Source organism: Halomonas sp., from assembly GCF_034520545.1.
Classification (GTDB): Bacteria; Pseudomonadota; Gammaproteobacteria; order Pseudomonadales; family Halomonadaceae; genus Halomonas.
The window spans coordinates 1-14,745 of record NZ_JAXHNN010000010.1 but is presented as its reverse complement, the minus strand read 5'-3'; the positions used below and the strand labels follow the sequence as shown (position 1 = coordinate 14,745).

Sequence of the window (14,745 nt, the reverse complement as noted above, 5' to 3'; positions counted from 1 at the left end):
AAACCCTCGACATCATGACTCTAAGCCTCTCGCATTAGGGGGTCCCGCCCCCTAGACTTGAAACAATGCGCATACAGGCCTGCTCCATGTCGCCGCCTCCCTTCCGGACACTCGACTCGCCCGAGCGCCGTCGTTTCCTGGCGGGGCTTGGCAGCCTGGGGCTGGCCGTCGGCCTGGGGCTGGGTCCCGCCTCCGTCGGGGCCAACCTCTCGCGCCTGCGCCAAAGCATGCAGGCTCAGTACGGCCAGCGCGGTCTGGTGAGTCTCGAGGCCTGGTTTACGCTGCTGGAGCGACTGCGTGCTGCCGACCTGGAAACACGCCTGCGCGAGGTCAACGACTTCTTCAATCGGCGCATCCGCTGGCTCGACGATATCGATATCTGGGGCCAGGAGGACTACTGGGCGACGCCGCTGGAGACCCTGGGCCGAGGCCAGGGAGACTGCGAGGACTACTCCATTGCCAAGTACATCACTCTAAAGGAACTGGGAGTGCCGGGGGATAAATTGCGCATGATCTACGTCAAGGCGCGCATCGGCCGCAGCGGCATCACCCAGGCTCACATGGTATTGGGCTATTACGAAACGCCCGCCGCCGAGCCACTGGTGCTCGATAACCTGGTGCCCTCGATCACCCCGGCCGCGCAACGCACTGATCTCGATCCGGTATTCAGCTTCAACAGCAGCGGGCTCTGGGCCGGGGGGTCCACCCAGTCGCGTGCCGACCCGCTCGCCCGGCTTTCACGCTGGCGCAACGCTATCAACCGTATGCAGCAACAAGGCTTCATCTAACATGATTGATAATAAGGGGATAACCCCCGAGGGAGCAGCGATATGTCACTGATCAAGCAGATATGGCTGACCATTGTGGGGCTACTGTTGCTGGCCTTTATCGGCAGCCTGTTCATCGGCGTAACCACCAGTCGCCACTACATCGAACAGGAAGTCCGCATCAAGAACGCCGACAACGCCAATGCTCTGGCGCTTTCCATGAGCCAGCTGGACAAGGACCCGGTAACCATCGAGCTGCTCATGGCGGCCCAATACGACACCGGCCATTACCGCTTGATCGAATTGCGCGACCCAGAGGGAGAAATCATCTTACAACGCAATGACAACGACCACATCGACGATGTGCCAGGCTGGTTTGTGAGTCTGGTCGACCTCGATGTTCCACCCGGTCGCGCAGTGATCCAGGACGGCTGGAGCCAATACGCCACCCTGACTCTTGAGAGCCACCACGGCTATGCCTACCGATCGCTCTGGCAGAGCAGCCTCGCCCTGACAGTTTGGTTCGCTCTCGCCGGGGTTCTTAGCCTTCTGCTGGGCTGGCTGATCGTGAATAGCATCCGCCGCCCGCTTCGCCAGGTGGTCGAGCAGGCGCGGGATATCGGGGAGCGTCGCTTCACCACCCTTCCTGCCCCTCGCACGAAGGAGCTGCGCGAGGTCGTACTGGCCATGAACCAGCTCTCCGCCTCCGTGGGGAGCATGCTCGGGGAAGAGAGCCAACGGCTCGATCTCCTGCGTCGGCGACTGCAGCACGACAGCGTGACCGGCGTGCTCAAGCGCGATGCCTTCATCGCCCAGCTTCAGATCCACCTGGAGAGCCAGGATGCACGGGCCAGTGGAACGCTCATCCTGGTCCGCGTTGCCGATCTGGCCGAGGTCAACGAGCGTCTCGGTCATCGCGACACCGACAAGCTGCTGCATGGGCTGGCCACCGTCCTCGATCAGCTCGGCAACGTTCGCGGCGACGGGATCGTCGGCCGCCTCAATGGCAGCGACTTCGCCCTCCTGCTGCCTGATGCCCACGACCGGGAACCGCTGAGTCATGAGCTCCGCAAGCATCTCGCCCCCCTCACGGATCAGGGCGGGATACCCGTTGGCCTGCCCGCGGCACTGATCGACTACGCCCAGGGGGACCAGCGCAGCGTGCTGCTGGCCAGCCTGGATGGCGCCCTCTCGACCGCCGAGACCCGCGGCGACCGGAGCGTGGTCATCGCCCAGGGCCCGCAGCGCCGCAGCCTCTTCACCAGCCATGCCCAGTGGCGCCAGGCCCTTCAGGAGGCCGTGGCGAAAGGCGTCTACCTGGCCCACTACCCGGTGCTGGATGGCAAGGGCGGGCTTCTGCACTTCGAGAGCCCCTCGCGGCTGCGCCTGAAAGGCGAGTGGCAGCCCGCCGGGGTCTTCATGCCCTGGGTCTCGCGGCTTGAGCTCGACAGCCAGCTCGACCTGGCGGTGATCGATGAAGCCGTGCGCGACATCACCCAGCGCGGCAAGCCACTGGGCATCAACCTCTCGGCCGCCTCGATCCAGGATGCGCGCTTCGTCATGGAGCTCCGGGCGCGACTCACGTCACGCCCCGATGTCGCCGGGAAGCTCTGGCTCGAGATCCCGGCGTCCCTGGCGATCCACGACCTCGCCGGTTTCCGCAGCCTCTGCCATACCCTGCAGCCGCTCGGTTGCCGGATCGGCCTGGAGCACGTGGGCGCCGAGTTCACCCGCATCCCCGACCTGCAGGACCTCGGCCTGGCCTACCTCAAGATCGACAGCTCGCTGGTCAAGGGCGTCGACCAGAGCCCCGAGCAGCAGACCATCCTGCGCGGCATGGCCACGCTCTGCCACTCACTGGGGATACTGGCTATCGCCGAAGGCGTCGACAACCTCGATGAAGCCAAGGTGCTCTTTGAACTCGGCCTGGACGGCGTCACCGGCCCCGGCGTACGCCAGAACGACAAGCCGCTGATCTGACAATGCGACGGTCTGGCATTTTTCTGAATGCCGGCCCGTTACGTCATGGTCATTGTCTATCTCAACAGGGCTAGATCACCCCGCCCTCCTCGTCACTGCCGGACACCAGTTGCAGGCCATTGAGCCGCCTACGCAGCGACTGACGCTCCATCACCTTCTGCTGGGCCGGCTCCGGCAGGTCGGTGAAGCTGATCACGCCCTTGTCCATCAGCAGCTCGATCACGTCCTCCAGCACGCGCACGAAGGCCAGATCCGAGGCCTGGAAAGGCGCCTGCCCCCTGCCCTTTTCGTCCTCTATCAGAAACGCCAGCAGCTCCGGGGAGTCCACCGAGAGGTACTCTCGGCACTTCGGCGTCTCGTCCCGGCTGACCAGTTCGATGCGGCCGTCATCGTCGCGTTTGATGTACATGAGTCTCTCCGAACACTGATACAGGCAGCTTAGCAAAACGCCCCGCCCGGGTAACCGGGCGGGGCGAGGCATAGACTGCCTAGCGTTTCATTATCATTCGATGGAGTTATTCGATGTGTCCAACTCCTCGAAGGATGGCGCGACACTCGCTGGCGCATCGACCTGCTCCCCAGGATAGGGGGCTTGAGCCGTTACCTGTGAGGAAGTGCCATCCTCCTGGAAAAGCTCATCCTCACCATCCGACAGCACCTCCGCGGCGCTGATGGCGAAGCTGGTGTCCTCGGCAGTGGTCGTGCTGCCATCCGACCAGGTCACCTGGGATTGGCCGTGCACTATCACATCGCCATCGGCTTCGGTCCGCGCTTCACTTAGCGCATCATAATCAAGTGCGATGCTCTCAACACCCAGCTCGCCCAGAGAGAACAACTCACCCTCATCGGTCTTGCCATCCGAGTTGGCATCCTGCCATACCGCGAACTGATTCCAGGCCTCATCACCAGCATCAAGCATACCGTTGCTGTTGGTATCGAAGACTTCCCTGACCGCCTCCATGTCTGTCTCGGCTGTCTCGGACCACTCGGTGAAGACGTACTCCTTCGATTCGTCTACGGTGCCGGAGTTATTGGCATCGATGACCAGCAGGCCATCGTCCGCACCGACCCAAGCCGTGTTCACAGACTCACCAGAGTTCTCATCCGTGAACACCACACCTGCGTCGAGGGAGAGGTATTCTAGACCGTCGTCGTCCAAGTCGAGGGCGATGGGAGCGCTGGTTACAGAAGTACCGTTGATCTGCAGCATTGATATAGCGCTCTGTGCTTCATCCTGATTGCCACTCTCTGTTGCAATGGACTGCACACTCAGGTCGAACTGCGGCGGGGACCCCGGCACAGATGCGACGACTAGCGTCAGCGTATCGGTTAGGCTCGTGGCATTTTGCACACCTGTAAGCAACCAGGTCCCGCCACCTTGATCGCTCAGCGTGAAGTTGTTTGTGCTGACAAGGCTTACAAAGGCTGACCCTTGCGGCACACCTGAGATCTGCAATGCAAGGCTCTCGCTGGTATCAGTGTCAACCAGTGCCGCGGACACATCGAACTTATAAGTGTAAGTCTCGAGGTTCGTTACGGCTACGCCTGTGATCGTCGCTGTCTCTCCGTTGAGCCCAAACTCGGTTGTCTGCGCGGCGAAGCCAAGCTCTGCCTTGCCATTGGAGTCGAGCACGACGTCAATATCGTAGGTATGCTTGAATTCGGTAATATTGCTATTCGTCGTAGAAGGGCTCGCGAAGCGGATATTGTCCCCACCCGAGAGAAGGTTGTCAGAGTTCGCTGTACTCTGGCCACTGTTCTCGTTTAGGTTAGCATTGTAAAAGAAACGCGCTTTAGCAACGCCATCGACCAAAAGCTCCCAGAAATCGTCGAAATATTGAGCATTATTACTACCTCCGTCGTAGTTCCAGCTGCCATTGATCTCTATATCAAGCTGGAGGCTAACAGTTTGCCCAGCATAATCACTGCCAAAGTCAACGGTGACGTTTTCGTCTTCACTGTAGTCAGTGTTTATCGATCCATTGATGTTGTTATCACCGGTCGCGTCACCGATGATGATTGTGCTTATCTGCTCATCAACTCTTGAGCCCACCGCAATAGTTGCGCTGTCTAGCGAAATAGATGCTGTAGGAGTATCTGCGACGGGTATTACTTTAATGTCTAGCGTCGAGATGTCACCGGTGGTGGTGCCACCGTCATCGCTCATACTGTAGGTAACAAGTGGCACTGGCCCACTGTAGTGTGTGGATGGTTCAAAGGTGTAAGCACCGTCGCTGCCGATGGTCAGCTCACCGATGCCTGCAATGGTGGCCGTCTGGCCGGCATTGAAGCTCTCGTCGGTACCATCACCGTTGGTGTCCACCGCGAAGGTCGTGACCTCAACGGCACCGTCGCCGGTGGGGTTCGGGCTGGCGTCCAGCACGTTGCCGGTGGCCTGCGTGTCTTCGGCGATCGAAACGATCTCGTCGTCATCGGCGAAGGCGTCATTGACCGGCGTGACGGAGATCGTCAGCGTCGAAGTGTCACCGGTAGTGGTGCCACCGTCATCGCTCATGCTGTAGGTGGCTACCGGGACCGGGCCGTTGTAATCCGCGACCGGGGTGAAGGTGTAGGCACCATCGGCCGCGATGGTCAGCTCACCGATGCCTGCAATGGTGGCCGTCTGGCCGGCATTGAAGCTCTCGTCGGTACCATCACCGTTGGTGTCCACCGCGAAGGTCGTGACCTCAACGGCACCGTCGCCGGTGGGGTTCGGGCTGGCGTCCAGCACGTTGCCGGTGGCCTGCGTGTCTTCGGCGATCGAAACGATCTCGTCGTCATCGGCGAAGGCGTCATTGACCGGCGTGATGGAGATCGTCAGCGTCGAAGTGTCACCGGTAGTGGTGCCACCGTCATCGCTCATGCTGTAGGCGGGCGACCTGGGACCGGGCCGTCGGGAATCCGCGACCGGGGTGAAGGTGTAGGCACCATCGGCCGCGATGGTCAGCTCGACCGATGCCTGCAATGGTGGCCGTCTGGCCGGCATTGAAGCTCTCGTCGGTACCATCACCGTTGGTGTCCACCGCGAAGGTCGTGACCTCAACGGCACCGTCGCCGGTGGGGTTCGGGCTGGCGTCCAGCACGTTGCCGGTGGCCTGCGTGTCTTCGGCGATCGAAACGATCTCGTCGTCATCGGCGAAGGCGTCATTGACCGGCGTGACGGAGATCGTCAGCGTCGAAGTGTCACCGGTAGTGGTGCCACCGTCATCGCTCATGCTGTAGGTGGCTACCTGGGACCGGGCCGTCGGTAATCCGCGACCGGGGTGAAGGTGTAGGCACCATCGGCCGCGATGGTCAGCTCACCGATGCCTGCAATGGTGGCCGTCTGGCCGGCATTGAAGCTCTCGTCGGTACCATCACCGTTGGTGTCCACCGCGAAGGTCGTGACCTCAACGGCACCGTCGCCGGTGGGGTTCGGGCTGGCGTCCAGCACGTTGCCGGTGGCCTGCGTGTCTTCGGCGATCGAAACGATCTCGTCGTCATCGGCGAAGGCGTCATTGACCGGCGTGACGGAGATCGTCAGCGTCGAAGTGTCACCGGTAGTGGTGCCACCGTCATCGCTCATGCTGTAGGTGGCTACCGGGACCGGGCCGTTGTAATCCGCGACCGGGGTGAAGGTGTAGGCACCATCGGCCGCGATGGTCAGCTCACCGATGCCTGCAATGGTGGCCGTCTGGCCGGCATTGAAGCTCTCGTCGGTACCATCACCGTTGGCGTCCACCGCGAAGGTCGTGACCTCAACGGCACCGTCGCCGGTGGGGTTCGGGCTGGCGTCCAGCACGTTGCCGGTGGCCTGCGTGTCTTCGGCGATCGAAACGATCTCGTCGTCATCGGCGAAGGCGTCATTGACCGGCGTGACGGAGATCGTCAGCGTCGAAGTGTCACCGGTAGTGGTGCCACCGTCATCGCTCATGCTGTAGGTGGCTACCGGGACCGGGCCGTTGTAATCCGCGACCGGGGTGAAGGTGTAGGCACCATCGGCCGCGATGGTCAGCTCACCGATGCCTGCAATGGTGGCCGTCTGGCCGGCATTGAAGCTCTCGTCGGTACCATCACCGTTGGTGTCCACCGCGAAGGTCGTGACCTCAACGGCACCGTCGCCGGTGGGGTTCGGGCTGGCGTCCAGCACGTTGCCGGTGGCCTGCGTGTCTTCGGCGATCGAAACGATCTCGTCGTCATCGGCGAAGGCGTCATTGACCGGCGTGACGGAGATCGTCAGCGTCGAAGTGTCACCGGTAGTGGTGCCACCGTCATCGCTCATGCTGTAGGTGGCTACCGGGACCGGGCCGTCGGTAATCCGCGACCGGGGTGAAGGTGTAGGCACCATCGGCCGCGATGGTCAGCTCACCGATGCCTGCAATGGTGGCCGTCTGGCCGGCATTGAAGCTCTCGTCGGTACCATCACCGTTGGTGTCCACCGCGAAGGTCGTGACCTCAACGGCACCGTCGCCGGTGGGGTTCGGGCTGGCGTCCAGCACGTTGCCGGTGGCCTGCGTGTCTTCGGCGATCGAAACGATCTCGTCGTCATCGGCGAAGGCGTCATTGACCGGCGTGACGGAGATCGTCAGCGTCGAAGTGTCACCGGTAGTGGTGCCACCGTCATCGCTCATGCTGTAGGCGGCTACCGGGACCGGGCCGTTGTAATCCGCGACCGGGGTGAAGGTGTAGGCACCATCGGCCGCGATGGTCAGCTCACCGATGCCTGCAATGGTGGCCGTCTGGCCGGCATTGAAGCTCTCGTCGGTACCATCACCGTTGGTGTCCACCGCGAAGGTCGTGACCTCAACGGCACCGTCGCCGGTGGGGTTCGGGCTGGCGTCCAGCACGTTGCCGGTGGCCTGCGTGTCTTCGGCGATCGAAACGATCTCGTCGTCATCGGCGAAGGCGTCATTGACCGGCGTGACGGAGATCGTCAGCGTCGAAGTGTCACCGGTAGTGGTGCCACCGTCATCGCTCATGCTGTAGGTGGCTACCGGGACCGGGCCGTTGTAATCCGCGACCGGGGTGAAGGTGTAGGCACCATCGGCCGCGATGGTCAGCTCACCGATGCCTGCAATGGTGGCCGTCTGGCCGGCATTGAAGCTCTCGTCGGTACCATCACCGTTGGTGTCCACCGCGAAGGTCGTGACCTCAACGGCACCGTCGCCGGTGGGGTTCGGGCTGGCGTCCAGCACGTTGCCGGTGGCCTGCGTGTCTTCGGCGATCGAAACGATCTCGTCGTCATCGGCGAAGGCGTCATTGACCGGCGTGACGGAGATCGTCAGCGTCGAAGTGTCACCGGTAGTGGTGCCACCGTCATCGCTCATGCTGTAGGTGGCTACCGGGACCGGGCCGTTGTAATCCGCGACCGGGGTGAAGGTGTAGGCACCATCGGCCGCGATGGTCAGCTCACCGATGCCTGCAATGGTGGCCGTCTGGCCGGCATTGAAGCTCTCGTCGGTACCATCACCGTTGGTGTCCACCGCGAAGGTCGTGACCTCAACGGCACCGTCGCCGGTGGGGTTCGGGCTGGCGTCCAGCACGTTGCCGGTGGCCTGCGTGTCTTCGGCGATCGAAACGATCTCGTCGTCATCGGCGAAGGCGTCATTGACCGGCGTGACGGAGATCGTCAGCGTCGAAGTGTCACCGGTAGTGGTGCCACCGTCATCGCTCATGCTGTAGGCGGCGACCGGGACCGGGCCGTTGTAATCCGCGACCGGGGTGAAGGTGTAGGCACCATCGGCCGCGATGGTCAGCTCACCGATGCCTGCAATGGTGGCCGTCTGGCCGGCATTGAAGCTCTCGTCGGTACCATCACCGTTGGTGTCCACCGCGAAGGTCGTGACCTCAACGGCACCGTCGCCGGTGGGGTTCGGGCTGGCGTCCAGCACGTTGCCGGTGGCCTGCGTGTCTTCGGCGATCGAAACGATCTCGTCGTCATCGGCGAAGGCGTCATTGACCGGCGTGACGGAGATCGTCAGCGTCGAAGTGTCACCGGTAGTGGTGCCACCGTCATCGCTCATGCTGTAGGTGGCTACCGGGACCGGGCCGTTGTAATCCGCGACCGGGGTGAAGGTGTAGGCACCATCGGCCGCGATGGTCAGCTCACCGATGCCTGCAATGGTGGCCGTCTGGCCGGCATTGAAGCTCTCGTCGGTACCATCACCGTTGGTGTCCACCGCGAAGGTCGTGACCTCAACGGCACCGTCGCCGGTGGGGTTCGGGCTGGCGTCCAGCACGTTGCCGGTGGCCTGCGTGTCTTCGGCGATCGAAACGATCTCGTCGTCATCGGCGAAGGCGTCATTGACCGGCGTGACGGAGATCGTCAGCGTCGAAGTGTCACCGGTAGTGGTGCCACCGTCATCGCTCATGCTGTAGGTGGCTACCGGGACCGGGCCGTTGTAATCCGCGACCGGGGTGAAGGTGTAGGCACCATCGGCCGCGATGGTCAGCTCACCGATGCCTGCAATGGTGGCCGTCTGGCCGGCATTGAAGCTCTCGTCGGTACCATCACCGTTGGTGTCCACCGCGAAGGTCGTGACCTCAACGGCACCGTCGCCGGTGGGGTTCGGGCTGGCGTCCAGCACGTTGCCGGTGGCCTGCGTGTCTTCGGCGATCGAAACGATCTCGTCGTCATCGGCGAAGGCGTCATTGACCGGCGTGACGGAGATCGTCAGCGTCGAAGTGTCACCGGTAGTGGTGCCACCGTCATCGCTCATGCTGTAGGTGGCTACCGGGACCGGGCCGTTGTAATCCGCGACCGGGGTGAAGGTGTAGGCACCATCGGCCGCGATGGTCAGCTCACCGATGCCTGCAATGGTGGCCGTCTGGCCGGCATTGAAGCTCTCGTCGGTACCATCACCGTTGGTGTCCACCGCGAAGGTCGTGACCTCAACGGCACCGTCGCCGGTGGGGTTCGGGCTGGCGTCCAGCACGTTGCCGGTGGCCTGCGTGTCTTCGGCGATCGAAACGATCTCGTCGTCATCGGCGAAGGCGTCATTGACCGGCGTGACGGAGATCGTCAGCGTCGAAGTGTCACCGGTAGTGGTGCCACCGTCATCGCTCATGCTGTAGGTGGCTACCGGGACCGGGCCGTTGTAATCCGCGACCGGGGTGAAGGTGTAGGCACCATCGGCCGCGATGGTCAGCTCACCGATGCCTGCAATGGTGGCCGTCTGGCCGGCATTGAAGCTCTCGTCGGTACCATCACCGTTGGTGTCCACCGCGAAGGTCGTGACCTCAACGGCACCGTCGCCGGTGGGGTTCGGGCTGGCGTCCAGCACGTTGCCGGTGGCCTGCGTGTCTTCGGCGATCGAAACGATCTCGTCGTCATCGGCGAAGGCGTCATTGACCGGCGTGACGGAGATCGTCAGCGTCGAAGTGTCACCGGTAGTGGTGCCACCGTCATCGCTCATGCTGTAGGTGGCTACCGGGACCCGGGCCGTCGGTAATCCGCGACCGGGGTGAAGGTGTAGGCACCATCGGCCGCGATGGTCAGCTCACCGATGCCTGCAATGGTGGCCGTCTGGCCGGCATTGAAGCTCTCGTCGGTACCATCACCGTTGGTGTCCACCGCGAAGGTCGTGACCTCAACGGCACCGTCGCCGGTGGGGTTCGGCTGGCGTCCAGCACGTTGCCGGTGGCCTGCGTGTCTTCGGCGATCGAAACGATCTCGTCGTCATCGGCGAAGGCGTCATTGACCGGCGTGACGGAGATCGTCAGCGTCGAAGTGTCACCGGTAGTGGTGCCACCGTCATCGCTCATGCTGTAGGTGGCTACCGGGACCGGGCCGTTGTAATCCGCGACCGGGGTGAAGGTGTAGGCACCATCGGCCGCGATGGTCAGCTCACCGATGCCTGCAATGGTGGCCGTCTGGCCGGCATTGAAGCTCTCGTCGGTACCATCACCGTTGGTGTCCACCGCGAAGGTCGTGACCTCAACGGCACCGTCGCCGGTGGGGTTCGGGCTGGCGTCCAGCACGTTGCCGGTGGCCTGCGTGTCTTCGGCGATCGAAACGATCTCGTCGTCATCGGCGAAGGCGTCATTGACCGGCGTGACGGAGATCGTCAGCGTCGAAGTGTCACCGGTAGTGGTGCCACCGTCATCGCTCATGCTGTAGGTGGCTACCGGGACCGGGCCGTTGTAATCCGCGACCGGGGTGAAGGTGTAGGCACCATCGGCCGCGATGGTCAGCTCACCGATGCCTGCAATGGTGGCCGTCTGGCCGGCATTGAAGCTCTCGTCGGTACCATCACCGTTGGTGTCCACCGCGAAGGTCGTGACCTCAACGGCACCGTCGCCGGTGGGGTTCGGGCTGGCGTCCAGCACGTTGCCGGTGGCCTGCGTGTCTTCGGCGATCGAAACGATCTCGTCGTCATCGGCGAAGGCGTCATTGACCGGCGTGACGGAGATCGTCAGCGTCGAAGTGTCACCGGTAGTGGTGCCACCGTCATCGCTCATGCTGTAGGTGGCTACCGGGACCGGGCCGTTGTAATCCGCGACCGGGGTGAAGGTGTAGGCACCATCGGCCGCGATGGTCAGCTCACCGATGCCTGCAATGGTGGCCGTCTGGCCGGCATTGAAGCTCTCGTCGGTACCATCACCGTTGGTGTCCACCGCGAAGGTCGTGACCTCAACGGCACCGTCGCCGTGGGGTTCGGGCTGGCGTCCAGCACGTTGCCGGTGGCCTGCGTGTCTTCGGCGATCGAAACGATCTCGTCGTCATCGGCGAAGGCGTCATTGACCGGCGTGACGGAGATCGTCAGCGTCGAAGTGTCACCGGTAGTGGTGCCACCGTCATCGCTCACGCCGTGACGGCGGCTGACCGGGACCGGGCCGTTGTAATCCGCGACCGGGGTGAAGGTGTAGGCACCATCGGCCGCGATGGTCAGCTCACCGATGCCTGCAATGGTGGCCGTCCGGCCGGCATTGAAGCTCTCGTCGGTCCATCACCGTTGGTGTCCACCGCGAAGGTCGTGACCTCAACGGCACCGTCGCCGGTGGGGTTCGGGCTGGCGTCCAGCACGTTGCCGGTGGCCTGCGTGTCTTCGGCGATCGAAACGATCCGTCGTCATCGGCGAAGGCGTCATTGACCGGCGTGACGGAGATCGTCAGCGTCGAAGTGTCACCGGTAGTGGTGCCACCGTCATCGCTCATGCTGTAGGTGGCTACCGGGACCGGGCCGTCGTAATCGCGCGACCGGGGTGAAGGTGTAGGCACCATCGGCCGCGATGGTCAGCTCACCGATGCCTGCAATGGTGGCCGTCTGGCCGGGCATTGAAGCTCTCGTCGGTACCATCACCGTTGGTGTCCACCGCGAAGGTCGTGACCTCAACGGCACCGTCGCCGGTGGGGTTCGGGCTGGCGTCCAGCACGTTGCCGGTGGCCTGCGTGTCTTCGGCGATCGAAACGATCTCGTCGTCATCGGCGAAGGCGTCATTGACCGGCGTGACGGAGATCGTCAGCGTCGAAGTGTCACCGGTAGTGGTGCCACCGTCATCGCTCATGCTGTAGGTGGCTACCGGGACCGGGCCGTTGTAATCCGCGACCGGGGTGAAGGTGTAGGCACCATCGGCCGCGATGGTCAGCTCACCGATGCCTGCAATGGTGGCCGTCTGGCCGGCATTGAAGCTCGTCGGTACCATCACCGTTGGTGTCCACCGCGAAGGTCGTGACCTCAACGGCACCGTCGCCGGTGGGGTTCGGGCTGGCGTCCAGCACGTTGCCGGTGGCCTGCGTGTCTTCGGCGATCGAAACGATCTCGTCGTCATCGGCGAAGGCGTCATTGACCGGCGTGACGGAGATCGTCAGCGTCGAAGTGTCACCGGTAGTGGTGCCACCGTCATCGCTCATGCTGTAGGTGGCTACCGGGACCGGGCCGTTGTAATCCGCGACCGGGGTGAAGGTGTAGGCACCATCGGCCGCGATGGTCAGCTCACCGATGCCTGCAATGGTGGCCGTCTGGCCGGCATTGAAGCTCTCGTCGGTACCATCACCGTTGGTGTCCACCGCGAAGGTCGTGACCTCGAACGGCACCGTCGCCGGTGGGTTCGGCTGGCGTCCAGCACGTTGCCGGTGGCCTGCGTGTCTTCGGCGATCGAAACGATCGTCGTCATCGGCGAAGGCGTCATTGACCGGCGTGTACGGAGATCGTCAGCGTCGAAGTGTCACCGGTAGTGGTGCCACCGTCATCGCTCATGCTGTAGGTGGCTACCGGGACCGGGCCGTTGTAATCCGCGACCGGGGTGAAGGTGTAGGCACCATCGGCCGCGATGGTCAGCTCACCGATGCCTGCAATGGTGGCCGTCTGGCCGGCATTGAAGCTCTCGTCGGTACCATCACCGTTGGTGTCCACCGCGAAGGTCGTGACCTCAACGGCACCGTCGCCGTGGGGTTCGGGCTGGCGTCCAGCACGTTGCCGTGGCCTGCGTGTCTTCGGCGATCGAAACGATCTCGTCGTCATCGGCGAAGGCGTCATTGACCGGCGTGACGGAGATCGTCAGCGTCGAAGTGTCACCGGTAGTGGTGCCACCGTCATCGCTCATGCTGTAGGTGGCTACCGGGACCGGGCCGTTGTAATCCGCGACCGGGGTGAAGGTGTAGGCACCATCGGCCGCGATGGTCAGCTCACCGATGCCTGGAATGGTGGCCGTCTGGCCGGCATTGAAGCTCTCGTCGGTACCATCACCGTTGGTGTCCACCGCGAAGGTCGTGACCTCAACGGCACCGTCGCCGGTGGGGTTCGGGCTGGCGTTCAGCACGTTGCCGGTGGCCTGCGTGTCTTCGGTGATCGAAACGATCTCGTCGTCATCGGCGAAGGCGTCATCGACCGGCGTGACGGAGTATCGTCAGCGTCGAAGTGTCACCGGTAGTGGTGCCACCGTCATCGCTCATGCTGTAGGTGGCTACCGGGACTGGGCCGTTGTAATCCGCGACCGGGGTGAAGGTGTAGGCACCATCGGCCGCGATGGTCAGCTCACCGATGCCTGCAATGGTGGCCGTCTGGCCGGCATTGAAGCTCTCGTCGGTACCATCACCGTTGGTGTCCACCGCGAAGGTCGTGACCTCAACGGCACCGTCGCCGGTGGGGTTCTGGGCTGGCGTCCAGCACGTTGCCGGCGGCCTGCGTGTCTTCGGCGATCGAAACGATCTCGTCGTCATCGGCGAAGGCGTCATTGACCGGCGTGACGGAGACTCGTCAGCGTCGAAGTGTCACCGGTAGTGGTGCCACCGTCATCGCTCATGCTGTAGGCGGCGACCCGGACCGGGCCGTTGTAATCCGCGACCGGGGTGAAGGTGTAGGCACCATCGGCCGCGACGGGTCAGCTCACCGATGCCTGCGACTGGTGGCCGTCTGGCCGGCATTGAAGCTCTCGTCGGTACCATCACCGTCGGCGTCCACCGCGAAGGTCGTGACCTCAACGGCACCGTCGCCGGTGGGGTTCGGGCTGGCGTCCAGCACGTTGCCGGTGGCCTGCGTGTCTTCGGCGATCGAAACGATCTCGTCGTCATCGGCGAAGGCGTCATTGACCGGCGTGACGGAGATCGTCAGCGCCGAAGTGTCACCGGTAGTGGTGCCACCGTCATCGACTCACGCTGCAGGCGCGCGCGACCGGCACCGCGCCGTCGGGATCCGCGACCGGGGTGAAGGTGTAGGCACCATCGGCCGCGATGGTCAGCTCACCGATGCCTGCAATGGTGGCCGTCTGGCCGGCATCGAAGCTCTCGTCGGTACCATCACCGTTGGCGTCCACCGCGAAGGTCGTGACCTCAACGGCACCGTCGCCGGTGGGGTTCGGGCTGGCGTCCAGCACGTTGCCGGCGGCCTGCGTGTCTTCGGCGATCGAAACGATCTCGTCGTCATCGGCGAAGGCGTCATCGACCGGCGCGCCGGAGATCGTCAGCGTCGAAGTGTCACCCGGAGTGGGTGCCACCGTCATCGCTCATGCTGTAGGCGGCGACCGGGATGTGGGCCGTCTTGTAGTCCGCTACCGGGTGAAGGTGTAGGCACCATCGGCCG

At 63.3% G+C, this 14,745-nt stretch carries 16 protein-coding genes and 1 pseudogene; 2 read left to right on the top strand and 15 right to left on the bottom strand.

The window, feature by feature from the left end:
- Window positions 1–86: 86 nt before the first annotated feature.
- Window positions 87–788, top strand: a complete 702-nt coding sequence (locus tag U5L98_RS08625; RefSeq protein ID WP_322557915.1) for a transglutaminase-like cysteine peptidase — start codon at window positions 87–89, stop codon at window positions 786–788.
- Between the two features lie 42 nt (window positions 789–830).
- Window positions 831–2,747: an EAL domain-containing protein gene (locus tag U5L98_RS08620; RefSeq protein ID WP_322557914.1), complete on the top strand. Its 1,917-nt coding sequence runs from the start codon at window positions 831–833 to the stop codon at window positions 2,745–2,747.
- A 70-nt stretch (window positions 2,748–2,817) separates the two neighbouring features.
- On the opposite strand, the gene U5L98_RS08615 is transcribed toward U5L98_RS08620, so the two are convergent.
- The 15 genes and pseudogenes from U5L98_RS08615 to U5L98_RS08550 form a co-directional block, all read right to left on the bottom strand.
- Window positions 2,818–3,156 carry a tryptophan synthase subunit beta like protein gene (locus tag U5L98_RS08615; protein ID WP_322557913.1) on the bottom strand — a complete coding sequence of 113 codons (339 nt, stop codon included), beginning with the start codon at window positions 3,154–3,156 and terminating at the stop codon, window positions 2,818–2,820.
- A gap of 93 nt (window positions 3,157–3,249) precedes the next feature.
- Window positions 3,250–5,610: a cadherin-like domain-containing protein gene (locus tag U5L98_RS08610; RefSeq protein WP_322557912.1), complete on the bottom strand. Its 2,361-nt coding sequence runs from the start codon at window positions 5,608–5,610 to the stop codon at window positions 3,250–3,252.
- Window positions 5,600–5,962, bottom strand: a complete 363-nt coding sequence (locus U5L98_RS08605) for a hypothetical protein (RefSeq protein ID WP_322557911.1) — start codon at window positions 5,960–5,962, stop codon at window positions 5,600–5,602. Before U5L98_RS08605 ends, U5L98_RS08610 begins: the two co-directional genes overlap by 11 nt.
- A gap of 11 nt (window positions 5,963–5,973) precedes the next feature.
- Window positions 5,974–7,008 (bottom strand): cadherin-like domain-containing protein, encoded by a 1,035-nt coding sequence (locus U5L98_RS08600; protein WP_322557910.1) that lies wholly within the window; start codon window positions 7,006–7,008, stop codon window positions 5,974–5,976.
- Window positions 6,998–10,141: a tandem-95 repeat protein gene (locus tag U5L98_RS08595; RefSeq protein ID WP_322557909.1), complete on the bottom strand. Its 3,144-nt coding sequence runs from the start codon at window positions 10,139–10,141 to the stop codon at window positions 6,998–7,000. The genes U5L98_RS08600 and U5L98_RS08595 overlap by 11 nt, the downstream gene beginning before the upstream one ends.
- Before the next feature lie 79 nt (window positions 10,142–10,220).
- Window positions 10,221–11,342, bottom strand: coding sequence for a tandem-95 repeat protein (locus U5L98_RS08590; protein ID WP_322557908.1), 1,122 nt, complete (start codon window positions 11,340–11,342; stop codon window positions 10,221–10,223).
- Window positions 11,264–11,626 (bottom strand): cadherin-like domain-containing protein, encoded by a 363-nt coding sequence (locus U5L98_RS08585; RefSeq protein ID WP_416208251.1) that lies wholly within the window; start codon window positions 11,624–11,626, stop codon window positions 11,264–11,266. Before U5L98_RS08585 ends, U5L98_RS08590 begins: the two co-directional genes overlap by 79 nt.
- 339 nt (window positions 11,627–11,965) lie before the next feature.
- Window positions 11,966–12,370, bottom strand: a complete 405-nt coding sequence (locus U5L98_RS08580) for a cadherin-like domain-containing protein (RefSeq protein ID WP_322558928.1) — start codon at window positions 12,368–12,370, stop codon at window positions 11,966–11,968.
- Window positions 12,315–12,761, bottom strand: coding sequence for a cadherin-like domain-containing protein (locus tag U5L98_RS08575; RefSeq protein WP_416208228.1), 447 nt, complete (start codon window positions 12,759–12,761; stop codon window positions 12,315–12,317). The genes U5L98_RS08580 and U5L98_RS08575 overlap by 56 nt, the downstream gene beginning before the upstream one ends.
- Before the next feature lie 91 nt (window positions 12,762–12,852).
- Window positions 12,853–13,080, bottom strand: a complete 228-nt coding sequence (locus U5L98_RS08570) for a cadherin-like domain-containing protein (protein WP_416208227.1) — start codon at window positions 13,078–13,080, stop codon at window positions 12,853–12,855.
- A gap of 16 nt (window positions 13,081–13,096) precedes the next feature.
- Window positions 13,097–13,486, bottom strand: coding sequence for a cadherin-like domain-containing protein (locus U5L98_RS08565; RefSeq protein WP_322557906.1), 390 nt, complete (start codon window positions 13,484–13,486; stop codon window positions 13,097–13,099).
- Between the two features lie 61 nt (window positions 13,487–13,547).
- Window positions 13,548–13,886, bottom strand: a complete 339-nt coding sequence (locus U5L98_RS08560) for a cadherin-like domain-containing protein (RefSeq protein WP_322557905.1) — start codon at window positions 13,884–13,886, stop codon at window positions 13,548–13,550.
- Window positions 13,887–13,897: 11 nt separating this feature from the next.
- A pseudogene (locus U5L98_RS18970) lies at window positions 13,898–14,026 on the bottom strand (hypothetical protein); the annotation flags it as partial.
- Between the two features lie 26 nt (window positions 14,027–14,052).
- Window positions 14,053–14,187 carry a hypothetical protein gene (locus tag U5L98_RS08555; RefSeq protein ID WP_322557904.1) on the bottom strand — a complete coding sequence of 45 codons (135 nt, stop codon included), beginning with the start codon at window positions 14,185–14,187 and terminating at the stop codon, window positions 14,053–14,055.
- 121 nt (window positions 14,188–14,308) lie between these two features.
- A complete protein-coding gene (locus tag U5L98_RS08550; RefSeq protein ID WP_322557903.1) occupies window positions 14,309–14,659 on the bottom strand; it encodes a hypothetical protein in 351 nt (116 codons plus the stop codon).
- Window positions 14,660–14,745: the final 86 nt, after the last annotated feature.

Coding starts and splice junctions, on each gene's coding strand:
- U5L98_RS08625 (WP_322557915.1), top strand. CDS start 87: ATGTCGCCGCCTCCCTTCCGGACACTCGACTCGCCCGAGCGCCGTCGT.
- U5L98_RS08620 (WP_322557914.1), top strand. CDS start 831: ATGTCACTGATCAAGCAGATATGGCTGACCATTGTGGGGCTACTGTTG.
- U5L98_RS08615 (WP_322557913.1), bottom strand. CDS start 3,156: ATGTACATCAAACGCGACGATGACGGCCGCATCGAACTGGTCAGCCGG.
- U5L98_RS08610 (WP_322557912.1), bottom strand. CDS start 5,610: ATGAGCGATGACGGTGGCACCACTACCGGTGACACTTCGACGCTGACG.
- U5L98_RS08605 (WP_322557911.1), bottom strand. CDS start 5,962: ATGAGCGATGACGGTGGCACCACTACCGGTGACACTTCGACGCTGACG.
- U5L98_RS08600 (WP_322557910.1), bottom strand. CDS start 7,008: ATGAGCGATGACGGTGGCACCACTACCGGTGACACTTCGACGCTGACG.
- U5L98_RS08595 (WP_322557909.1), bottom strand. CDS start 10,141: ATGAGCGATGACGGTGGCACCACTACCGGTGACACTTCGACGCTGACG.
- U5L98_RS08580 (WP_322558928.1), bottom strand. CDS start 12,370: ATGGTACCGACGAGCTTCAATGCCGGCCAGACGGCCACCATTGCAGGC.
- U5L98_RS08560 (WP_322557905.1), bottom strand. CDS start 13,886: ATGACGACGAGATCGTTTCGATCGCCGAAGACACGCAGGCCGCCGGCA.